Origin of the sequence: Tangfeifania diversioriginum, assembly GCF_900141875.1 — a bacterium.
GTDB lineage: Bacteria > Bacteroidota > Bacteroidia > Bacteroidales > Prolixibacteraceae > Tangfeifania > Tangfeifania diversioriginum.
Map to the genome: position 1 here is coordinate 236861 of NZ_FQZE01000002.1, position 21683 is coordinate 258543.

Annotated in this window: 20 protein-coding genes; 9 read left to right on the plus strand and 11 right to left on the minus strand. The window is 41.3% G+C overall.

The genetic code is table 11. The features are described from left to right. Positions 1-23 precede the first annotated feature (23 nt). From BUC07_RS02295 to BUC07_RS02310, 4 genes are all read right to left on the minus strand, one after another. On the minus strand, positions 24-1184 hold the full coding sequence (locus BUC07_RS02295; RefSeq protein ID WP_073164911.1) for a cytochrome c3 family protein: 1161 nt from the start codon (positions 1182-1184) through the stop codon (positions 24-26). A gap of 132 nt (positions 1185-1316) precedes the next feature. Continuing rightward, complete coding sequence (locus BUC07_RS02300; RefSeq protein WP_073164914.1) at positions 1317-2432, minus strand: AI-2E family transporter; 1116 nt, start codon at positions 2430-2432, stop codon at positions 1317-1319. A 160-nt stretch (positions 2433-2592) separates the two neighbouring features. Then, positions 2593-3513 carry a methyltransferase domain-containing protein gene (locus BUC07_RS02305; RefSeq protein WP_073164917.1) on the minus strand — a complete coding sequence of 307 codons (921 nt, stop codon included), beginning with the start codon at positions 3511-3513 and terminating at the stop codon, positions 2593-2595. 17 nt (positions 3514-3530) lie between these two features. Continuing rightward, positions 3531-4844 carry a lipid II flippase MurJ gene (locus tag BUC07_RS02310; RefSeq protein ID WP_073164919.1) on the minus strand — a complete coding sequence of 438 codons (1314 nt, stop codon included), beginning with the start codon at positions 4842-4844 and terminating at the stop codon, positions 3531-3533. Positions 4845-4941: 97 nt separating this feature from the next. On the opposite strand from BUC07_RS02310, the gene BUC07_RS02315 reads away from it, so the two are divergent. The 3 genes from BUC07_RS02315 (at position 4942) to BUC07_RS02325 (ending at position 8058) form a co-directional block, all read left to right on the plus strand. Further along, positions 4942-5643 (plus strand): DNA alkylation repair protein, encoded by a 702-nt coding sequence (locus BUC07_RS02315; protein WP_073164922.1) that lies wholly within the window; start codon positions 4942-4944, stop codon positions 5641-5643. A 101-nt stretch (positions 5644-5744) separates the two neighbouring features. Beyond that, on the plus strand, positions 5745-6509 hold the full coding sequence (locus BUC07_RS02320) for a Bax inhibitor-1/YccA family protein (RefSeq protein ID WP_073164925.1): 765 nt from the start codon (positions 5745-5747) through the stop codon (positions 6507-6509). Positions 6510-6921: 412 nt separating this feature from the next. Then, positions 6922-8058 (plus strand): ATP-binding protein, encoded by a 1137-nt coding sequence (locus tag BUC07_RS02325; RefSeq protein ID WP_073164928.1) that lies wholly within the window; start codon positions 6922-6924, stop codon positions 8056-8058. A gap of 23 nt (positions 8059-8081) precedes the next feature. Here the strand turns inward: BUC07_RS02325 and BUC07_RS02330 are convergent, their stop codons facing one another. From BUC07_RS02330 to BUC07_RS02350, 4 genes are all read right to left on the minus strand, one after another. Beyond that, positions 8082-8840: an MBL fold metallo-hydrolase gene (locus BUC07_RS02330; RefSeq protein WP_073164930.1), complete on the minus strand. Its 759-nt coding sequence runs from the start codon at positions 8838-8840 to the stop codon at positions 8082-8084. 2 nt (positions 8841-8842) lie between these two features. After that, a complete protein-coding gene (locus tag BUC07_RS02335; RefSeq protein ID WP_073164933.1) occupies positions 8843-10255 on the minus strand; it encodes an amidophosphoribosyltransferase in 1413 nt (470 codons plus the stop codon). A 115-nt stretch (positions 10256-10370) separates the two neighbouring features. Beyond that, positions 10371-10913, minus strand: coding sequence for an isochorismatase family protein (locus BUC07_RS02340; protein ID WP_073164936.1), 543 nt, complete (start codon positions 10911-10913; stop codon positions 10371-10373). Positions 10914-11095: 182 nt separating this feature from the next. After that, a complete protein-coding gene (locus BUC07_RS02350; protein WP_073164941.1) occupies positions 11096-11707 on the minus strand; it encodes an SIS domain-containing protein in 612 nt (203 codons plus the stop codon). 228 nt (positions 11708-11935) lie between these two features. Between BUC07_RS02350 and sucC the strand changes: the two genes are divergently transcribed. The 3 genes from sucC (at position 11936) to BUC07_RS02365 (ending at position 15993) form a co-directional block, all read left to right on the plus strand. Continuing rightward, positions 11936-13069 carry an ADP-forming succinate--CoA ligase subunit beta gene (gene sucC / locus BUC07_RS02355; protein ID WP_073164944.1) on the plus strand — a complete coding sequence of 378 codons (1134 nt, stop codon included), beginning with the start codon at positions 11936-11938 and terminating at the stop codon, positions 13067-13069. A gap of 37 nt (positions 13070-13106) precedes the next feature. After that, positions 13107-13973: a succinate--CoA ligase subunit alpha gene (gene sucD, locus BUC07_RS02360; RefSeq protein ID WP_073164947.1), complete on the plus strand. Its 867-nt coding sequence runs from the start codon at positions 13107-13109 to the stop codon at positions 13971-13973. A 490-nt stretch (positions 13974-14463) separates the two neighbouring features. After that, on the plus strand, positions 14464-15993 hold the full coding sequence (locus BUC07_RS02365) for a TolC family protein (RefSeq protein ID WP_073164950.1): 1530 nt from the start codon (positions 14464-14466) through the stop codon (positions 15991-15993). Positions 15994-16042: 49 nt separating this feature from the next. Here BUC07_RS02365 and BUC07_RS02370 read toward each other — a convergent pair whose 3' ends face one another. Genes BUC07_RS02370 through BUC07_RS02380 form a run of 3 tightly spaced genes read right to left on the minus strand, consistent with a single transcriptional unit; the run spans position 16043 to position 18085 of the window. Beyond that, a complete protein-coding gene (locus BUC07_RS02370) occupies positions 16043-16681 on the minus strand; it encodes a DUF2490 domain-containing protein (protein WP_073164953.1) in 639 nt (212 codons plus the stop codon). A gap of 9 nt (positions 16682-16690) precedes the next feature. Continuing rightward, a complete protein-coding gene (locus BUC07_RS02375) occupies positions 16691-17320 on the minus strand; it encodes a DUF4956 domain-containing protein (RefSeq protein ID WP_073164956.1) in 630 nt (209 codons plus the stop codon). Next, positions 17321-18085, minus strand: coding sequence for a polyphosphate polymerase domain-containing protein (locus BUC07_RS02380; protein WP_073165020.1), 765 nt, complete (start codon positions 18083-18085; stop codon positions 17321-17323). Between the two features lie 163 nt (positions 18086-18248). Here BUC07_RS02380 and BUC07_RS02385 point away from each other — a divergent pair, with 163 nt between their 5' ends. The 3 genes from BUC07_RS02385 to BUC07_RS02395 form a co-directional block, all read left to right on the plus strand. After that, positions 18249-18806, plus strand: coding sequence for an RbsD/FucU domain-containing protein (locus BUC07_RS02385; RefSeq protein ID WP_073164959.1), 558 nt, complete (start codon positions 18249-18251; stop codon positions 18804-18806). Between the two features lie 80 nt (positions 18807-18886). Beyond that, positions 18887-20443, plus strand: coding sequence for an arylsulfatase (locus tag BUC07_RS02390; RefSeq protein ID WP_073164961.1), 1557 nt, complete (start codon positions 18887-18889; stop codon positions 20441-20443). A gap of 560 nt (positions 20444-21003) precedes the next feature. Then, positions 21004-21683: DUF7507 domain-containing protein (locus BUC07_RS02395; RefSeq protein WP_175552445.1), on the plus strand; the 680-nt coding region annotated here is incomplete at its 3' end.

Below are 21683 nucleotides of genomic sequence, written 5' to 3' on the forward strand. Positions count from 1 at the left end.
CGTGACAGAATTAACGTTTTTATTTAGTAGTGACATTTGGCACAATCGTTGGCGCCAATGTCGGCAGCCGTTACCGAATCACGGATTCCGGCCTTTATCTCTTTATGAAATTTTTCGTATGTTTTGTAGTAATCGTTTCCAAGGAAATCGACGTTGGTTTCGCGGTGGCAGTCGAGGCACCAACCCATTGAAAGATCAGCTTCCTGCCTTACAATATGCATTTGTTCCACCTCTCCGTGGCACTGGGCGCAATCGAGCTTGCCGGCACCCACATGCTGGGCATGCGAAAAGAAAACATGGTCGGGCAGTTGGTGGATTCGAACCCATTCAATGGAACGTTCTTCCTCATGTGCCTGCACCAGTTTATCTATTTCAAAGCGTCCTGAACGCGATCCTTCCCTGACCACAATATGGCAGTTCATGCAAAGGTTGGTGGAAGGGATATTGGCTGTTTTCGATTCGGTAGCCGTGTGGTGGCAGTACATGCAGTCGATTTGGTTTTCTGTAACGTGTACCTGGTGCGAAAATTTTATGGGCTGGTCGGGCTGGTAGTCCTGGCTTCTTCCAAGTTTTACCGTTTCTTCGTAAATCATTACCAGCTGGTAGCCAAATGCACCTATGAAAATCAGTATGGGAATAAATTTGAGTTTTACTTTCTTGAAGATTATCAAATCGAGCAGTGCCCAGGTAAGTACAATTCCCAATAATAAAAATATAATCAACCGGTTGATGCTCGGTTTTTCGGGGGCGGGACCATTCACTGCCAAATGATCGAGATAGACTTTTACCATTTGAAGGTCTTCGTCACCGATATCGAAATTTTGGTGAGAAGCTGACATTACGGCACCTGTTGGGGCCATTACACTATTTCTGAAAGCTGCCGAATCCAGTTGGGCATATTTCAGGGCAATGTCCATGGCCGAGGGATTCCAGTTCATGGTATCGGGAGTGGTGAGGTAATGGCACGATACGCAGGATTCATGTTCCCTTTCGAATGGAAGGAGCCCCATGAAAAAACGTTTTCCCCTTTTTACTTCATCATCAGAGAAACCACCGTCGATTACAGAACCACCGGTTTCTGAATAGGCAAAAGGAGAAACCAGAAAAGAGATAAGGAAAGAAAATATAAAAATTTTGAACGGTAATTTTACCCAACTTTTTTTCAAGTAGTAAATAGTGCTCATTCTGCTCAGTTTAGTTTTAAAATCAATGGCCTGATTTTTTTCTTCAAAAAATTAACAACATAAAAGTTTAAAGGTTTTAAATATAAATAAAAAAACAGAGAAGTTAATTGATATCGGTTCTATAACATTTGTTTATTGTTCCAGATTTTCAGTTAGTTTGCGTACCAGTTTCATATTTTCAAAAAATTCTTTTGCCACCACGCGAATTATGGTGTATGTGGGAATGGCCAGAAACATGCCGACAATTCCGGCCATGCTGCCTGCCGCTAATATTACCAGGAAAATCTCGAGCGGGTGTGCCTTAACGCTGCTGGAATAAATGAGCGGCTGAAACAAAATATTATCGATAATCTGTACCGAAAGAAATACTGCGGTCATTAACGCAAGCAGAGGAAGTGTGTAGCTCATAAAATCTGCATTTATATTCAGGGCGGCACCAATGAGCAAGCCCAGTGCGGCACCCATCCAGGGGCCGAGATATGGAATAACGTTGAAAAGTCCGCAAAAAAGTCCGATAATCACGGCATGGTTAAAATCAAGCCCCACCAGTGAAAGGCCAACGGTATCGAGTAGCATCACCATGAATACTTCCAGTATTAATCCTACAAAATAACGCCGCAATAAGTAAGAAATGGAGTTGAGGATATGCGCCACTTTTTCTTCCAGCTCGGAGGGGACAATAAGCAAAATGCCGTCGCGGAACATATCCTTTTCTTTCAGAAAGAAAAAGGTAATGAACGAAACGGAAAAAATGCCTATGAACAGCTCACCAATCGTTCCGGCAATAATGGCAAAAATATTGGGCAGCCTCGAGAAGTCTATTTGTGCCCCGAGTTGCTCGGCCAGCACATCGAGAAAAGTCCGGTCATCAACAACTAGTGGGGCGTTTCCCGAAAATTTCATAACCCTTGTCAGTGGTTCTTCAATCGATTGTAAAACGGCTTCAAAATCAATTTTCGAAAAAGTTTCAAGCTCTTTCATCAACAAGGGAATAATGAACCGGAAAAATGAAAAGAAAACCACCCAGAGTGCAATGAGTGCAATGAGTGCCGATACCCCTTTGGGCATTTTGTGGTTTTTGTATCTGACTAAACTAATCCAGCGAACAAGCGGCCTGCCTAAAAACGAAAGGACCACAGAAATTAAAATGTAAGTAACTATTGCGCTGAAATACCAGATGAGGAAGATTAAAAATAATCCGCCGAGAATGAGGAGTATGTACCTTGTTCTTCCTTTGAGTTGAATCATTTTAGCCTAGGTTTTTAACAAATATAAATGAAAAATGTGAATACTTATAATGTAAATTATTATGTAAAAATTTGAAGTGATTATTTTTTAATGGTCGTACTTTTCCAAAACAGTTTTAACCTGTTTAATTAAAACAGGTAATATTGTTGAAATAAAAAACCTACAATTTTTTTTTCCATTTCACTAAAATTCTAACAGGGACGTAATAAATTCTATTCATCAACATGTCAACGGCCTTCCAAACTTTGAAGTTCATATACTTTAAAATTTTATGCAGGCGAAGGTGAATGAGTATTTTGTTGCTGAATGTCTGGTAGTTGCATTGTTCTAAATCGTTGTTTATATAAAGTGATGTTAAAACTTTTTCGTCGAAAGAATGGAGGTGGGCATGAAGTGGTGTTGGATTATTGCAATGGATGCAAAGTGAATACTGAAGTTTTTCCTTGTAAGGTGTAGTAATTATCAGGTTTCCTCCGGGCTTTAGCACACTGAACAGTTTTTCAATAAAAGTGGCAGGGTTTTGTACATGTTCTATAATTTCGGAAGCAATAATATAATCAAATGTATTATTTAAAAAAGGCAGTGAAAAAACATCGGCAACAACTGCATGGTGATTTTCAAAAGGATGTTTTTTTAAAGCTTTAGAAGTGTTTCTTAACGAAATATCCATGGAAATAACTTCAAATCCCAGCGGGCAAAACAATTCCGCCACCCAGGCTTTTCCACAACCAACATCCAGTATTCGCCCTTTTTTTCCTGAAATGTGAGAAGCAATATATTCCCTGACTCTTCTTTCACTATGTTCAGTTCCACTGTCTCGTTCAGCAAAATAATCTGAGGTGTAAGCATCTTTCTGGTAATGGTCGATGTATTTAAAGTCAGTTCCCAATTTTTCATGTATTTCAGATTTGGACTGGCCGGTAAGTTCTTTTTCAGGTAAAAGTACCGGAACATTGTCAGTGACAACAAATACATGATTGCAATTTGTACAAAACAAACTATTCCTTTCTTCATTGAATTTCAGATAATTGTTTTCACAATAAATACATTTTAATATTTTCGGAAAATTCTTGTTTTTCATTTTCTCAGGTAAAAGCTTTAGTACATTAAACAGAAAACCACAATAGTTATTAAAGAATATATTGTAAGAGATTTTAACGGGATATAATTTTTAGGGGATATACCCAGTACTTTTTTGTTATACGTCAACCAAACTATTTTTTGAAAAGCAAATGCAATTACCGTTGCAAAAGCAACACCTTTTATTCCCCAGAGATTGATAAAAATAATGCTAAGTAGTACATTTACAGCAAGTTCTAAAAAAGAGGCATGCATTATAATATTTGTTTTTTTCATGCCAATTAATATAGTGTGTGGAAATACCAGTCTGCTAATTATTAAAAGCAGGTAAATATTAAAAATCACAGCGCTTTCAGCAAAATCCGGATTGAATATTTTTGGATAAAGCCAATGACTGAACACTAAAAAAAATATAGTTACCGGGAAAAGCAAATGCATAAGATTGGCGGATCTTTTCCGCAGATTAACCAATACTCCGGTCAGTTTTTCTTTTTGTGAAAACTCTGAAATCATTGCCGTGCTCAGGGCATTTGCCATTAACAGAACAAGCGGAAATTCTTTAGCCCCATAACGGAAAATGGCGAAAGTAGCTTCATCAAATTTATTTAGAACAAGAAATCCGTCAACATAGCTGGCAGAACTGCCCACGAGTGTGCTGATAATTAATGGCCATGCAAAATGAATATGCTCTTTTATAAAGTTAAATGAAATTGCAAAAAGGGTGTATTTTTTTAAAAGAATAATAAGCCAAACGTACCTGATAATTGAAATAATTATTAATCCTGATAGCGCTGTTTTAATGTCAAATTCTAAAAATACTGGTAACGAAACGAATATGAATTGTGCAGTAAATGTGATAATTCCATATCTCAAAATTTCACCGGGCCGATTTTTTAGCAGATAAATGTATTCTATCAAAAAAGAAGGACTGCTAAAAAAAATATAAACTAAAATAAGATTGAAGTATGGAATTGAACCCGAACTGCCGAGGATTCCTGAAATTGGTGCTTTGAAGATGAGTAAAATCAGAATAGTGAGGATGCTGAGAAAACTAATCAGGATAAACGCATTAAAAATCTCGGGCGATTTAGTGGCAGACGAGTCAAAAGTTTTATTTTTTCGATATAAAGGCAAAAAAGACTGAATGAGTCCATTTATCCAGAACGAGCAGAAAAGAGCTGTAATAAATAGAAAAAACTCATAGTTTCCTATTGATTCTGTTGTGAGATGACTTTTTGCAAATACAATGCTGATTAACAGTAACGTGCCAAAACGAATCAGTTGGAATACCTGAAGCCCCGAAATATTATTGATGTATTTTTTTAAAAACAATTTTTAGTTACGATTCGGTTTCGGCAAATTTAATCTTTTAAGTCAGATTTCTCAAAAGCTGCATTTATACTAATTTTGCACAAATAGATTTTACGATATGGACTTTTTACTCGATAATGGTGATACTGAGAATGAATTTCAACAAATTCTAAAACGGATAAAATTGCGTAAAAACGGCGATGTTTCACGCACAATGAAAGCGCATGGCATTCAATATAAATTAAACTGGGGGGTGTCGGTTGTCGAATTACGTGAAATTGCCCGTTCTTTTAACCCCAGTCATCTGCTGGCACTGAAACTGTGGAACAAACAGTGGCGCGAAACCATGATTCTGGCCACGTTACTCGACGAGCCGGATGAGGTGACCGAGGAGCAAATGGATTTTTGGACCAAAAGCGTTGAAAGCGTTGAAATGGTAGAGCAGGCCTCAGCCAATCTGTGGTGGAAAACCCGGTTTGCATTTGTGAAAGCACTGGAATGGTGCCGTGGTAAAAAACATTTGGTGCGGTTTACGGGAATACATTTGGCGGGCCGGCTGGCGCTAACTGATAAAAATGCCATCGATGAAATGTTTGAGCCATTTTTTGAGGAATTTCTCACCCTGGCTAAAGATGCAAAATTACACACGGTACTACGTCGCACCATTATTGCCCTTGGCAACCGGTCAGAAATGTTGTACCGGCAAACCATCGAGCTTTCCAAAAACCTGCAGTTGTCCGATTCCGAAACGGCTATCCGTTTTGGCGAATCGTTGTTTGAGGAACTTTCTGATCCCATTTTTAGTGAACAATTCGATTAAGCGGTTTTAACTTCGGAAATCTTGTCAGGAACAAACTTGTTGGCAAATATTTTGTTCAGGCATTTGACCAAAATTATAAATTTGAAAATTTTTTTACGGCTATGATAAATTTGTCAAAAACATCAAATCCGGTTCTGACCGAGAAACGATTTGGACGTGAAAGCATTGCATCCTCAGAAGCAATGACGGTTAACGGAACCATTAATAAAACTGCTTTAATGTTGCTGCTGGTAGTGGCTGCGGCTATGTTTACCTGGAATAAGTTTTTTGGTGTGACCAACCCCGAAGCAGCATCCTCAGCTGTTATGCCATGGGTTTTTGCAGGTGGAATCGGCGGATTCATTACCGCACTGGTTACTATTTTTCGACCCAAAAGTTCCGGCATTTCTGCCCCCATTTATGCGGTTTTCGAAGGGTTGTTACTCGGAGGTTTATCTGCCGTGTTTGAATCGATGTATTCCGGTATTGTGGTGCGGGCAGTGGCATTAACACTGGCGGTTTTTGCCATTATGCTGTTTGTTTACCGTTCCGGAATTATTAAGGTAAACCGCAAATTTATGCTCGGGGTGGTTGCTGCCACAGGCGGAATTGCACTGGTTTACTTTGTTAGTTTCATTGCCGGTATGTTTGGCGCCAATTTAAGTTTCCTGCATGGCAGCGGTACTTTTAGCATTGGTTTTAGCCTGGTGGTTGTGGGTGTTGCCGCACTCAATCTCGTGCTCGATTTTTCCTTTATTGACCGTGCTTCGCAGTCCGGCGCTCCAAAATATATGGAATGGTACGGCGCCTTTGGTTTGATGGTGACACTCGTTTGGCTTTATTTGGAGATTTTACGATTGCTCGCCAAACTTGCAGGCAGAGATTAGAAAATTGACAGACTCCAGTCATTTTTGACAGAGAGGGATTCTTTCTTTTTTAGCCTGTTTAATTCATGAAAAATATTTTTTTTCATTATTAAAGTTCATTAAATCAAACAGTTGAACACAAAAGGATAAAAAATATTTTTCACAAGTGCGTTTATTTCAATGCATCTGCTTCGTTGCGAAACCCTTGAAATAGATAACTATGTCTGCGGGTTCCGACGCCTCGCATCTACATCAAACTAAACGCATGAATTAAACAGGTTAGAAGAGGGAATCCTTTTTTTATTTGATATTTTGACCTCTTTTTGCGGAATTAGTGAAATCAAATTAATAAATCTAAACTATCAAATAAATGCAAAAACAGTTTTGTAATTGACCAATTTTTGCTAAATTGCGTCAATAAGGCAGCTGTTTTATGAAAATTATACGCGAATTACAAAAAAATCTGGAACGTCACATTGCACCAAATAAGGTAATTGTGATAGTTGGAGCCAGAAGAGTAGGCAAAACATATTTGTTGAATCAACTGATAAAGAAGTTGAAAGAACCTTATCTTTTTTTTAATGGGGAAGATTTTGAAACACACCGATTATTTGAACCTCAGACAGCAGAGTATTATCGTCAGATTCTTGGTAATCATAAACTATTAATTATTGATGAAGCACAAAAAGTTCCTCAAATTGGTAATAAATTAAAACTGATTGTAGATTCGATTTCTGATATAAAAATTATTGTAACCGGTTCTTCCGCGTTCGATCTCAATAATACAACAGGCGAGCCACTAACCGGCCGTAAAATCACTTATACACTTTTCCCTTTTAGCGAAAAAGAATTCAGACAAACTGAGGAAAATCTCACCAGCAGAAGAGATCGGCTTAAACAACGTTTGATTTTTGGTAATTACCCTGAATTGATCCATTTAAAAGATATCTCTCAAAAACAAGGATACCTGAAAGAAATCATTAACTCCTATCTGCTGAAGGATATTCTTGTATTCGAAAACATTAAAAACGCATCTAAAATAATAAACCTTTTGCGTCTGATTGCATTTCAGGTGGGAAGTCAGGTTTCATTACAGGAACTAGGCAAACAACTCTCAATGAGCAAAAATACGGTAGAAAGATACCTCGATTTGTTGAGCAAGGTTTTTATCCTTTTTAAAATGGAAGGATTTAGCCGGAATTTAAGAAAAGAGGTTACTAAAAGTTCAAAATGGTATTTTTACGATAATGGGATACGAAATACAATTATCGCCAACCTGAATCCACTAAATTTAAGAAATGATTCAGGAATGCTTTGGGAAAACTACATGATTGCTGAAAGACTTAAATATCAGTCCCAGGAGTCGGTGTTAGTTAACAATTATTTTTGGCGCACATACGATCAACAGGAAATAGATTTAATTGAAGAACGAGGGGGGAATTTGTTTGCTTATGAATTTAAATGGTTAAAAAGAAATGCTAAAATCCCGGTAGCCTGGAAAAAGAATTATCCGGAAGCAGAGTTTCAAGTGATTTCTTCTGATAATTATTACGAATGGCTGGTGGAATAGTTGGTCTTTCGCAGGTTGAGTTTTCAGATTACAAATACTTCCCCTGCCTCATGTCTCGAAGTCAGCCGGATATCATATTTTGTTCCCAGTTTTTCAAACGATGAAAGTGCCAGTTCAGGTGTGTTGTTTTCGGCTGAAAGATGACTCAAAAAAACACATTTCAGATTTGCTCCACCATGTGTTTCCAGTAATCCCACTGCCTGGATATTCGACAAATGACCTACGGATGAGGAAATGCGCTGTTTCAGAAAGAAAGGGTAGGGACCGTTAGTCAGCATTTGCTCGTCGTAGTTGGTTTCGAGGAACAACACATCGCACTGCCCGAGATGGGAAATTACATTTTCGCACGGTTCGCCAATATCGGTAAATACCCCGATATTTTTCCCGGAATATTCCACTCTGAATGAACACGGCTCGGCGGCATCGTGGTTTTTCAGAAATGGATGAATGGTAAATTTCCCGATTTTCAGTTCGCTTCCCGGAGCAAAAAACTGCGGATAAGCAGGCTGCATGTTTTTGTAGGTTGCATAGTAGGTTTTGGCAGTCATCCATACCGGAATGTTCAGGCGTTTGGCCAGCACACGCGCTCCCCGCATGTGGTCGCTGTGCTCGTGCGAAATAATAACAGCTTTCAATTTTTTGGGATTGAGGCCTTTCGATTCCATCCGCAATAAAATCTGTTTGCACGAAATACCCGCATCAATCAAAATGGCATCTTTTTCATTGCCAATGTAGTAGCAGTTTCCGTTGCTCCCCGAGGCGATGGCACAAATATCAAGCATAATTATTTTTTAAAGTGGCTGCTTTTATCCCAGCAGTGGGTGCATAATTTTTCTTTTGGAAGCCCGATGGCGTTCACCAAATCATTCAGCTTCTGAAATTTCAGGCTCGTCAGTCCCAGGTTTTTCCGGATTCTTTCCACCATTTCTTTGTACTCTTCCGATTCGGGATCTGAATATTTTTTCAAATCCACTTCCTCGGTTCCTTTTAGCTGGTTGATGGCTGTGTGGGTGGCCAGCTCAATTGATTTTCGCGAACGTGAAAAATTGAGGAATTCGCAAGGGTAGGTGAGTGGCGGACAAGCTATTCGCATGTGTACTTCTTTGATTCCTTCGGCGTGCAAATCGCGGGTGTTGTCTTTCAGTTGCGTACCCCGAACAATGGAATCGTCGAGAAAAACGCCGCTTTTATTTTTAATCAGTGCCGGATTTGGAATCAGTTTCATTTTGGCTACCAAATCGCGTTTGTCCTGGGTTTGCGGCATAAAACTCCGCGGCCAGGTAGGGGTATATTTTGCATACGGGCGGGTGAGCGGAATTTGCCGTTCGTTGCTGTAACCCATGGCATGACCGACGCCCGAGTCCGGGATTCCGGCCACAAAGTCGGCTTCCACATCGTCGTTGTTTGCCAGCGCCGCACCGCAGCGGTAGCGCACTTCGTCCACGTTAATGCCTTCGTAATACGAGGGCGGATAACCGTAATATACCCACAGGAACGCACAAACCTGCATCTCTTTTTCGGGGGCACGTAGCTGAACAACTCCGTCGGCAGTGATGCGCACAATTTCGCCGGGGCCAATGTATTTGTCTATCTCATAATCGAGGTTGGCAAATGAGCAGCTTTCTGATGCCACGGCAATTCCGTTACCATTTTTGCCAATGACAACCGGCGTGCGTCCCAGCTTGTCGCGTGCGGCAATAATTTCATTTTCTGTAAGGATCAGAATGGAACAGGAACCTTTTATTTTGCTGAAGACGTTTTCAATTCCCGAAACAAAATCGTGGCCTTCGGCAATGAGCATAGCGATTAACTCCGTGGGGTTAACGCTTCCCTGGCTGGTTTCTGAAAATGTGCGGTGGCCGTCGAGGAACTCCTTTTCGAGTTCTTCGGCATTTACAATTTTGCTCACAGTAGCAATGGCAAATTTTCCCAGGTGCGAGTTGGTTACAAGCGGTTGCGCCTCAGTATCGCTGATGACACCAACTCCGCTGTTCCCTTCGAAATGTTTGAGATCGTCTTCGAATTTGGTCCTGAAATAGCCGTCTTCCAGGCTGTGAATTGCCCGCTGGAATCCTGTTTTCTTATTGTAAAAAGCCATTCCGGCCCGTTTTGTGCCGAGGTGAGAATGGTAATCGGTTCCGTAAAATACCGGAAATACTACGTCGGTTTTTGCAATGTTGCCAAAGAATCCGCTCATTTTGATTTTGATTTTTCAGATTGATTTCAGGCCCGCAAATTATGGCTTTTATAAGCGAATCGGCTATAACGGGCTGAATCTTTTTTAACAAACTACAAACAATTAACCGGCAGCTCTATTTCACCAGTTTTGAAATGGCCCTGAATTCAGGCGCTGCCGATGAACGGGTGAGTTCAAAAAGGATGGATTCGGCAGAAGTCATCATAATTCCCTCGAAGCGGAAGCGTTCTTTGGCGAGTTTAATGCTTTCCGGCGAGCGCGACGAAACGCAATCCATTACAACCACCGGGTTCATTCCGGCCTCTTTCAAGTCAATGGCGGTTTGCAATACACAAACGTGTGACTCGATGCCGCAGATAATGACATGTTGGGTGCCAGACAAATTCAGCTTTTCAAGAACCGAAGGCTCGTCGCAACAGCTGAAATCCCGTTTTTCGATGTATTCAAATTCCGGCACCGCTGTTTTTATTTCCTGTAGTGTTTCTCCTAAACCTTTGGTGTACTGCTGGGTTGCCACCAGCGGAATCCCGAGTTCATTCAGTCCGCTAACAAGCATTGTGGTGTTTTTCAGCAACTTTTCTTTTTTCCACATCACCGGGAACAGTCTCTCCTGGATATCGATAATCAGTCCTGTTGTGTTTTCTTTTGTGATTCGCATTGTAAAAGTGTTTTATATTTTTAATATTTGGATTTTTTCTTTTACCCCGTCCCTAAAAGGTGAAGAAAAAATCCTATTTCTGCAATTCAAAATGAATTTGCTTCCTTTAGGGCCTGGGGGAACGAATTCATTTTTCAAATCGAAACCACCTGCTGCAACTGCCAACTGTGACTGATCACTGTTCACTTCTTCATCCGTGCCTGTAATCTTGATTTGTCGCCCAGGTAGCCACCATGGTGGCGTTTGGCGTAATCCTGGCTGGTGAATTTTATTTTTGTCATCAGGGATACCACCAGTGCATCGCCAATTACAGTCATGGCAGTGGTGGAAGTAGTGGGAGTTAGTCCCAGCGGGCAGACTTCATCCGGGTTGCCGGTAGAAATAAACGAATCGGCATTTTTTGCCAGCACACTGTCGGGGTTTCCCGAAATAACAATGAGTGGCAGTCCCGGATGCAGGTTTTCAGCCAGCTCCACCAGCTCCAGAATTTCGCGGGTTTTCCCTGAATTGGAAATCAGCAGCAACACATCGTTGGCCTGCACCACACCCAAATCGCCATGCTGCGAATCGCTGGGGTGCAGAAAAACAGCAGGAGTTCCGGTTGAACTGAACGTGGTGGCAATGTTCTGGGCAATCTGGCCAGCTTTTCCCATTCCGCTCGCTACCAGTTTTCCATTGTTCTCATGCACCTGTTCAAAAATAAGTTCGGCTGCTTTTTCGTATGATTTGGTTACCGGTATATTTTGGATGGCACGGGCTTCGTGCTCAATAACCTTCCGGATAATTTCTTCCATTCTTTTAAATTTTTGTGCAAATTTACATGAAAAAGCGGAGAGGTCAACAATTTTTATGTTGATAGGTTACCATTAATATAATATTTATAAGAAACGAAATATTGAAGCGGGAACAAAAGGGCCACCTGTAAAATCTCATAAAAAAAAGAGACATATAGATAGTTCTGGATTATTAAATATTTGGTACTTTTGGCCGAAAATTCACTTCAATACAACTAATTATTTAAAATGAAGATTCACGAATATCAAGCCCGAAATTTATTCAGGAAGTACGGGATTCCTGTGCCGGATGGAGTTGTCTGCCATTCGGTAGAAGAAGTTGAGAAAAATGTACCCAACGATGACAAGTTGCGGGTAGTAAAAGCGCAGGTTCATGCTGGTGGCCGCGGAAAAGCCGGTGGTGTGAAACTGGCAAAATCCAGGGCCGAAGCCGTTGAAAAAGCCAAAGAAATTCTTGGTATGGACATCAAAGGTCTCACCGTTGAAAAAGTGATGGTGGCCGATGCTGTCGATATTGAAAAGGAATTTTACGTTGGCCTGGTCAACGACCGCAATACCAAGTCGGTTACGCTGATGGCCAGTGCCGAAGGCGGCGTGGAAATTGAAGAGGTGGCAAAAACCTCGCCCGAGAAAATCATCAAACTGAGCATTGATCCTACCATGGGACTGATGGACTGGCAGGCACGGAAAGTAGCCCTGCAACTGTTCGACGATCCGAAACAGATGCGCCAGGCAGCTGCTATTCTTGTAAAATTGTACAAGCTGTATGTGGCTACCGATTCTTCGCTGGCTGAAATCAATCCGCTGGTGCTTACACCGGATAAAAAGGTGCTGGCTATCGACGGGAAAATGAATTTCGACGACAATGCACTCTATCGTCAACCCGAAATTCTTGAAATGCGCGAGGTAAACGAAGACGAGAAAAAGGAAATCGATGCCAACGAAAAAGGATTGTCCTACATAAAACTCGACGGCAGCATTGGTTGCATGGTAAACGGCGCCGGACTGGCAATGGCTACCATGGATATGATTAAACTGTATGGCGGCGATCCGGCCAACTTCCTCGATATCGGCGGTTCGTCCAACCCGCAAAAAGTGGTGGATGCCATGAATATCCTGCTGAGCGATAAAAACGTAAAAGCAGTGATGATCAATATTTTTGGCGGCATTACCCGTTGCGATGATGTAGCCAAGGGTTTGGTAACCGCGCTCGACGAGATTAAAACCGACATCCCGATTGTGATTCGTTTGTCGGGCACCAACGCCAAAGAGGGACAGGCAATTATTACCGAATACGGTTTGCCAACGGTGAAAACCATGAGTGAAGCGGCCAAAAAAGCCATTGAGTTAAGTAAGAAGTAGTTCGGAGTTTCGAGTTTAAAGTTCAAAGTTATTAGGAATGAGTATACTGATAAATAAAGATACAAAGTTAATTGTACAGGGAATCACCGGTCGTGACGGTGGATTCCACACCAGCAAAATGAAAGCCTACGGAACCAACATTGTAGGCGGTATTTCTCCAGGCAAAGGCGGAACCGATGTGGATGGTGTGCCGGTATTCAATACCGTGGAAGAAGCGGTGAAAGAAACAGGCGCCAACGCTTCTGTGATTTTTGTTCCGGCTCCTTTTGCCGGCGATGCAATCCTGGAAGCCAGTTATGCCGGCGTTGAACTGGTGGTATGTATCACCGAGCACGTGCCGGTTCAGGACATGATGAAAGTAACACCTGTGCTGAAACGCAACGGTACCAAACTGGTAGGCGCCAACTGCCCTGGGCTGATTACTCCTGATGAGTGCCTCATCGGTATTCTGCCGGGAATGATTTTCAAAAGAGGGAATGTGGGCCTGATTTCACGTTCGGGAACCCTGACCTACGAAGTGGTAAATATGCTCACCGAAGAAGGTTTGGGACAATCCACCTGCGTGGGAATTGGCGGAGATGCAGTTTCAGGATTGTATTTCATCGACCTGCTCGAGATGTACGAAAACGACCCGGAAACCGATGCCGTAGTTTTAATTGGTGAAATCGGCGGCGATGCTGAAGAACAGGCTGCTAAGTTCATCAAGGAAAAAATGACCAAACCGGTGGTGGCCTTTATTGCCGGACAGTCAGCGCCTCCAGGAAAACGGATGGGGCATGCCGGAGCCATTATTTCCAGCGGTTCGGGAACTGCCGAAGAAAAAGTAAAAGCATTCAACGAAGCCGATGTTCCGGTGGCTAAAGAGCCAAATGAAATTCCTGGTTTGGTGAAAGAGAAACTATAAAGCCCCTCCTAACCTCCCTCCGTCTGTTCAGCCGGACAGGCAAGGGGAGAGAATGGGAGCCGGATTTTTCGCATAGCGATCCCTTCGGGGCCAAGTCCGGCATTAGATAAAGAGACAGAAACCGGTTGCTGAAAAGTGGCCGGTTTTTTTGATCCGTCAAGCGGTTCCAAACCGCTGGACGGATTTATAGTACTTCCTTACCGTAACCTTCAGCTCTGCGAGTTTTCCCTTAAATTCAATTTTTAATGTATTTCCATAGCATATGATAAGGAATTTACTGATAAGGTTTTGAGATCTAATAAATCTGTTAAATTCCCGGGGTTTTTATCAAAAAATTTCCCCTCACGATTAAAAATTTCTATATTTTGCTTTGTATGCAAAAAATTTCTGTTTGAGAAAGGTATTTAAAGCAAGTTAAAGGTTGGTTTTTATTCTCAATCTTTAGAAACAGAAGTGTTAGTTTAACAATAGAATATAAAATTTTAATCAGATGAGAAGTTTTAAAATTATTATTACCAGCTTTTTGTTTTTGTTTATTTTTCAGATTGCTTCAGCCCAGCAAAACACCCGGGAAATAGAACTTACTTTAAACGAAGCTATTGCTGTTGCACAGGATAGCTCGTTACGGGCATTTATTGAAAAAAATGAATACTTATCTGATTACTGGGACTTTCGTACCTACCAGGCCGACTATTTGCCCACGCTTCGTTTAGAGGCCACACCTTTTAATTACGAAAGGGCTGTTCGTGAGGAGTACAATTCGCAGGAGGAGGAGTACCAGTTTATTCAGAATGAATCGTTGAATTCGTATGCTAATTTATCCTTAACCCAAAATATACCATTTACAGGCGGACGAATTTATATCGATTCCGATTTAGGCAGGATACACAATATTGGCGGAAAAATCGAGTATTCTTCAACCCCAATACGCATTGGGCTGCGGCAAGACTTATTTGATTTCAACTGGTTTAAATGGGAGAAAAAAACCGAGCCTGTTGAATTTGAACGTTCGAAAAAGGAATTTTTCCAGTCATCGCAGGAAATTGCGGATAACACAATTTATTACTTCTTTGAAATGTTGTTTGCCCAGATAGAACTGAGGATAGCTCAAAACGATTTTACAAATGCAGAAACTTTATACAACGATGGATTGAGGCGCAAGGAGAAAGATTCAATTTCGCTTGAAGATATCTATTCGCTTGAACTTAGTTTAATGGATGCAAGCAGCGCCCTCGAAAGAGCTGAATCGCGCTTCAGGCGATCACAAACCCGTTTGCTCTCTTTTTTACGGATGGATAAAAGTCTGGATGTGGAACTTATTCCACCTGACGAAATTTACGAGATTGATATCGATGATCAACTTGCCATTGAAATGGCCCGAAAAAACAACCCCCATATTCTGAATATCAGGCTCAACCGGCTTTATGCTGAACGGAGTGTGGAAGAAGCCAAAAAATCGCGCTACAGTGCCGATTTAAGCGTCAGCATGGGACTGAACCAAACCTCAGATGATAACCGCATCCGTAGTGTTTACCAGGATTTGGAGAATCAGCAGCGGGTGCGGGTGAGCATGAATATTCCGATTATTGACTGGGGACTGTCGAAAAAACGGTACAAACTGGCTCAAAGCAATCAGGAGGTAGTGATGGCCAGAATGGAGCAGGAAGAAATTGATTTTGACGAGAATGTGAGAAGAACTGTGGAAGAGTTTAACATGCAGAAAAAACTCGTGGAACGAGCAGCCAAGGCCGATACGCTTGCCCAAATGATGTACGATGTGACCCAGCAGCGTTACATGGATGGTGAGATCGATATTATTAAACTGAATTCAGCACAGAACCGGAAAAATTCAGCACGCGAAGATTATTTTGAAGAGCTGGAAGAATACTGGGAGTATTACTATGAAATCAGGGAAATGACGCTTTATGATTTTGTTAATAACGAGGAACTTTCAATCGATTATTCCGATATTTTCCAGGCTGATATTCTGAATTCACTCATGAAAAACAGTGTGAATTGAAAGAAGATAAAAAACGGAGTAAAAATCAACAAAACCTGATTGGCTGAAATCAGAATTTCAACCGGTATTCAATTCCAAGAATATGCACTGAAGTTTTGTCACTGAAATAATTGTGCAGCCGGTAAAATAGCCCAATGCGGTGCAGGTCGCCGATGTCGCGTGTAAAACCCACGTCGAACCTTGATTTATGCCACTCGGCTTCAGTTGTATTTCTGTAAAGCTCGTAACTGACAAACGGTTCAATTTTATTGTTTTTAATATCGTATTCCACTTTTGCACGTGGCCTGAAATAGGTGCCGGGGTCTTCTTCGCTCGAGTCGGTGTAGTTGGTCAGGCGGCCTCTCACCGAACCTTCAAACCGGTTGAAATCTCTTTTCAACTGAGCATCGAATGCCCAGCGGTAATAGGTTTCGTTGCCTTTGTTTTTTACCTCTGTGTTGATGCGGTATGCCCCGGCCAAATCAAGAAATGAAAACGGTTCGTAGCTGAGTTTTCCTTGCACCATATATTCGTCCACTTTGTATTGGTCTTCCAGTCTTAATTCTGGTGAGATGCTGATTTCGAGTTTGTCCAGAAATTCTTTGGCAAATTCTACTTCAATCCAGGTGTTAAAATTTTCGGTTTGGGCTGTAAGTTTCAGGTTGCTGAGCAATGTGGCCAGTACAACCAAAATCAGAACTTTTTTCATTTTATATGGTTAATTAATTTCTCTTTTTGAACGGCCGTTGTTTTCAAAAAATAATGTAATTCGGGCTGTGTCGCGCAAAAAGTCTATGTTTTCTATTTGATAGCGTTTTACTTTAACGCCTGTCCGTTCTTCCAAATCGGCTATTAATTCATTTTCCCTGTCGCTGTGCAGGTTTTCAATTTTTTCGTACACCACCAACATCGAGTTCTCCTGGCGCATCATCAGGATTTTTTCCAGTGCCCACAAAGCTCCAACAAGCAGCAGGTTTACAAAAGTGAGTTCTATGTAACTGAAGTAATCTTTTGAGAGTGCGTTGATTACCGAAACTGCGATGATAATAAAAAGGTACGTCATCTCTTTTGGGGGTATGGCATCGGTGCGGTAGCGGATGATGCCAAAAATAGCGAAAAGACCAAGGGCGAATCCCAGCTCAACTTTTACGCTTTCGAGTAAAAATACAAGCAGAAAAACAGCAATGCTTATGGCAAAATAGCTGAAATAAAACTCTTTTCGTTTGCTGATGCGTGCATAAAGCAGCACCACAATAATAAACGTTGAAGCCAGGTTAAAGGCAAACCGTAACGCAAGCTTGGTTAAAAGGTCAATTTGATCAGGTTCAATGGATAGAAATTGTAGCATTTAAATGGTTTTTATGTTATTAAGTTTATTTTCCAGAAAACGAAGCCTGGATTTAAAAGCGTTCTTTTTTAATCCGGGAGTTAATAAAGCCCTTCCGGTACAGTATTTCGATAAACCTCTTTGTCTGATGCCCAGTTTTTTTACTACAGAAACAACAGGCGAATCGTTTAACCTTGAACCGCGCTTCAGTTCAAAAATTACGAGATTTCTGAATTCAACCTCGCCATTTTTGTTCCAAAAACGTGGATAAAAATCTATAGTACAACGATCTTTTCTGCATTTTGTGATGAGGGTAATCCGGTAAAATTTATTGGAGAGGGCGGGGTGCAGGTTTAAATTTCCATACGGTGAGTTCTTTTCAATAAATTCACATTCTTCAGGCATTAACCCGTTCCGGCTGAATTCGGTCTCTATTCTTCTCTTTTTTGTGACTTTTTTGTTGGTTTTCCTTTTTATCTCGAAAAAACCTGTTTCCGACGTTTCATATTTTCGCCGTCTGACTTTGAAACGTGCCAGTTTCCCATTGTGGTGATTAATGTACATTTCATTATTGTCGGTATCGAGATATGTGGTTTGGTACTGAACAACTCTCTTCCCCTCCACCTCCAAAACATCGCAAAAGGGTTTCAGCTCTTTTAAAAGCTGTGGCAAAAGTGAAAGATGAAACCAGTATTTCCGGTCTATCCGGTTCATCAGTTTAACTTCTTGTGCCTCCTCTAACGACACCGCCGGGAAATCAGATAATATATTCTGAATCGTTTTCAAAAACAGCAATTAATTGGTTGGCTTCAAAAATGTAAATTTATATTTAGAATGCCAGATAAAGTCAGCATTTTAATGAAGAAGAGCGCTAATTTATTTTTTTTGAAAGCTGCATTGTATTATTTTTATAACTTATCAAACCAGTTTACCAATTCAAGCTTTAGTTATGAACTATTCAAAAAATGTACAACTGCTTTTAGTCTTCATTATTTTTACTGCTTTAAGTCATCCTGTCCTGGCTCAGGCCGTTGATTCCAACTGGAAAAGTGAGTTAAAAGAACAACTTCAGTTATTCGGGCACCGAAACTGGATCCTGGTAGTGGATGCAGCCTATCCGTTACAAAGTAATCCGGCAGTTAAAACTGTGGTTACCGGAGCGGATCATCTCGAAGTTATAGCCGAAGTTCTGGCAGCAGCCGAAAAGGCCCCGCATGTTACGCCTGAAATTTATCTCGACACGGAAATTGATTATGTTCCCGGGGAAGAAGCACCCGGAATGGAGCGGTTCAGAAGCCAACTGCAGCAAATGCTCCGGGACAAAAAAGTGGAAAAAGTGCTGCACGAAAAAATGATTGCCCAAATTGATGAGGCTGCCGAACTTTATCAGGTGTTGGTGTTGAAAACCAATTTTTTAATTCCGTACTCTTCAGTTTTCATCAACCTGAACTGCGGCTACTGGACAACAGAACAAGAGGAGAAGATGAGGGAATTGATGCCTGATTAACCAGGTTATTCTACAAAACTATAAAGCATAGACCATTGCCTGGGAAAACTATTTTTCACTTGAAACTAAAACAAAACTAAATGAAACCATTTTCAATCTTTGCCTTGTTTTTATTTTTAACAATCCTGTTTTACGCCTGTGAAAAAAAGCCTGAAACTGCCGGGAAACCAAACATAATTCTCATTAGTGCAGATGATTTGGGCTGGAGCGATATTGGCTGTTACGGCAGCGAGGTGCAAACACCAAATCTCGATAAACTGGGAGAGGGTGGAATGCGTTTTACCCGTTTTCACAACACGTCGAAGTGCTTCCCATCACGGGCATGTCTATTAACCGGCGTTTACGCACAGCAGAGCAATTACCATCAACATCACCGCAATCCGATAACCAATGCGGTAACTTTGGGTGAGGTGTTGCAAACTGCCGGTTACCGTACCCTCTGGTCGGGAAAACATCATGGACTGGAAAATCCTGTTTCCCGCGGATTCGATCGGTATTATGGATTGAAAGATGGCGCATGCAACTATTTCAATCCCGGCAATCAGCTACCCGGCGAAGGTGCCCCGGCGCGGAAAGGAACGCCCGGCAATAAAAGAAAGCGCTGGTGGTGTATCGACAGTGTGATGTTTCATCCCTACACTCCCGATGCAGAGGATTTTTATACCACCGACTATTTTACCAATTATGCGCTCGACTGGCTCGATGAATATAAAAACGATGAAAATCCTTTTTTCCTGTACCTTGCCTACACCGCACCGCACGATCCTTTGATGGCCTGGCCCGAAGATATCGCCAAATATGAAGATAAATATGACGAAGGTTACAAAGCGATCCGGCAAAAACGATATCAAAAACAAATTGAAATGGGATTGATTGACGAAAATTATCGCCTCTCTGAATCAAGTTATGATGAATGGGGGAATTTAAGCGATTCCGTCAGGGAGGATGAAATCCGTAAAATGGAAGTTTATGCTGCCATGATTGATCGGATGGACCAGAACATAGGAAAAGTACTGAAAAAATTGCGTGAAACCGGAGAAGATGAAAACACGCTTATACTCTTTGTTTCCGATAACGGTGCCTCGGCTGAGGTAGTGCTGCTGCCCGACGATTCCGGCGAAATTGGTTCAATGACACGATGGACATCACTCGGACCGGATTGGGCTAACGTAAGTAATACGCCTTTCAGGTATTACAAAAATTACAGCTACGAAGGTGGCACCAATACACCGTTTATCGCTTACTGGCCAGGAAAAATAGAGCCAAATTCGTTTTCGGATTTTCCCGGACATTTCATCGATTTCATGGCTACTTTTGTCGATCTTACTGGTGCTGAATACCCGCAGGTGTTTAATGGACAGCAGATTACGCCTATGCAGGGGCAAAGCTTGTTGCCAGTATTCAGAGGAAAAGAAACCGAAAGAAAAAATCCCATTTTCTGGGAATGGAGCGACGGCCAGGCGGCTTATTTCAATTCCTGGAAGATTGTAAAAGAAGGCCGGGGAAATTCCTGGGATTTGTACAACCTCGAAAACGATCCTACAGAAACCAACAACCTGGTAGAAAAATATCCGGGAAAAGTAGAAGAACTGGAGTATCTTTTTGAAGAGTGGAAAGAGGGATTGCCGGAGTTTTAGAATTTTTTCTGGTGTGAGCAATTAGCCTGATTACCAGGTATATTATTTCAGTGTCAATACAAATTTATTATGTGAAGTTTCATTTTTGAAGTGTACTTCCGGACGATGCCAATTTATGTTCACTTTCACATTGTTTTCGAAAATAAGTTTTTGCATTTAAAAACCCAAATTGATTTTTTCGAGCCGATTTTTACTTTGGCAATAAGACAATATCTATTTAATCAGGACTGCCAATCTATCTGATTCGGACTAACAGGTATGAATGTCTTCCAACTTTTGATTGGCCTTTTGAATTTTTCTTTGTAATTTACATACTGAAAGTGATGATTATTGTCGAAACTATTTTTTGTAGCGACTTTATGATAATAAATTATCATCATTTAATTTTTGTTTTACTTCTTTAACTGCTTTAAAATAAGATTAATATATGTAGTATGGAAACACACTCAACAGGAAAATGCACTTCGGGGGTTAATGCATATCTTCAATCCGGTTTGGGTTTTCTCAAATTTGTTTTTTTTAGATTCAATATTACCATCAACTCATTTAATATGTGGTTAATGGTAATTTTTCTATTTACCTTTCTTTTACCAGCCCGGGGAGGCATCAAAAAAGAACTGGTTTTGAACTATGACGCTCAGGTGGCGCAACTTACAGTAACAAAAACAGCTACAATGATCAACAGTACTGTGCCTGATCCTTTCGCTTTTACCGATGTTGGTGATGAGATAACGTATGAAATTACAATTGAAAACTCAGGTACAGATGATATTTATACTCTTTCGGTAGCCGATGCCGGAGCCACTAATGGCCCTACCTATCAGAGTGGAGATGCCAACGCTAACGATACACTCGAGGTAGGAGAGGCATGGATTTACTCATCGAGCTATGAAGTTATACAGGCTGATGTTGATGCCGGTTTTTACACCAATACTGCGAATGTAACCGGCAACTACACCGACGGGAACGGCGATTTGCAGAGCATGAGTGATAGCGATAGTGAAACGGTAACCGGCAGCCAGCAGCCAGCCTTGTCAATCACCAAAACCGCCTCGCCGGCCACATTCAACTCAGCAGGGGAAGAAATCATATACACCATTGAAGTAGAAAATACCGGCAATGTTGAACTGACCAGTGTTTCGGTAACCGACCCGCTGACAGGGTTGAATGAAAATATTTCGAATATGCTTCCCGGAGCCACAGAAAATTACACATCCACTTACTTCATCACCCAGGCCGA

Excerpts from the sequence above, each read along its gene's own strand:
- BUC07_RS02305 (WP_073164917.1), bottom strand. The coding sequence starts at position 3,513 with ATGAAAAACAAGAATTTTCCGAAAATATTAAAATGTATTTATTGTGAA.
- sucD (WP_073164947.1), top strand. The coding sequence starts at position 13,107 with ATGAGTATACTGATAAATAAAGATACAAAGTTAATTGTACAGGGAATC.
- BUC07_RS02375 (WP_073164956.1), bottom strand. The coding sequence starts at position 17,320 with ATGCTACAATTTCTATCCATTGAACCTGATCAAATTGACCTTTTAACC.
- BUC07_RS02385 (WP_073164959.1), top strand. The coding sequence starts at position 18,249 with ATGAACTATTCAAAAAATGTACAACTGCTTTTAGTCTTCATTATTTTT.
- BUC07_RS02300 (WP_073164914.1), bottom strand. The coding sequence starts at position 2,432 with ATGATTCAACTCAAAGGAAGAACAAGGTACATACTCCTCATTCTCGGC.
- BUC07_RS02350 (WP_073164941.1), bottom strand. The coding sequence starts at position 11,707 with ATGGAAGAAATTATCCGGAAGGTTATTGAGCACGAAGCCCGTGCCATC.
- BUC07_RS02315 (WP_073164922.1), top strand. The coding sequence starts at position 4,942 with ATGGACTTTTTACTCGATAATGGTGATACTGAGAATGAATTTCAACAA.
- BUC07_RS02335 (WP_073164933.1), bottom strand. The coding sequence starts at position 10,255 with ATGAGCGGATTCTTTGGCAACATTGCAAAAACCGACGTAGTATTTCCG.
- sucC (WP_073164944.1), top strand. The coding sequence starts at position 11,936 with ATGAAGATTCACGAATATCAAGCCCGAAATTTATTCAGGAAGTACGGG.
- BUC07_RS02365 (WP_073164950.1), top strand. The coding sequence starts at position 14,464 with ATGAGAAGTTTTAAAATTATTATTACCAGCTTTTTGTTTTTGTTTATT.
- BUC07_RS02390 (WP_073164961.1), top strand. The coding sequence starts at position 18,887 with ATGAAACCATTTTCAATCTTTGCCTTGTTTTTATTTTTAACAATCCTG.
- BUC07_RS02370 (WP_073164953.1), bottom strand. The coding sequence starts at position 16,681 with ATGAAAAAAGTTCTGATTTTGGTTGTACTGGCCACATTGCTCAGCAAC.
- BUC07_RS02340 (WP_073164936.1), bottom strand. The coding sequence starts at position 10,913 with ATGCGAATCACAAAAGAAAACACAACAGGACTGATTATCGATATCCAG.
- BUC07_RS02320 (WP_073164925.1), top strand. The coding sequence starts at position 5,745 with ATGATAAATTTGTCAAAAACATCAAATCCGGTTCTGACCGAGAAACGA.
- BUC07_RS02330 (WP_073164930.1), bottom strand. The coding sequence starts at position 8,840 with ATGCTTGATATTTGTGCCATCGCCTCGGGGAGCAACGGAAACTGCTAC.
- BUC07_RS02325 (WP_073164928.1), top strand. The coding sequence starts at position 6,922 with ATGAAAATTATACGCGAATTACAAAAAAATCTGGAACGTCACATTGCA.
- BUC07_RS02295 (WP_073164911.1), bottom strand. The coding sequence starts at position 1,184 with ATGAGCACTATTTACTACTTGAAAAAAAGTTGGGTAAAATTACCGTTC.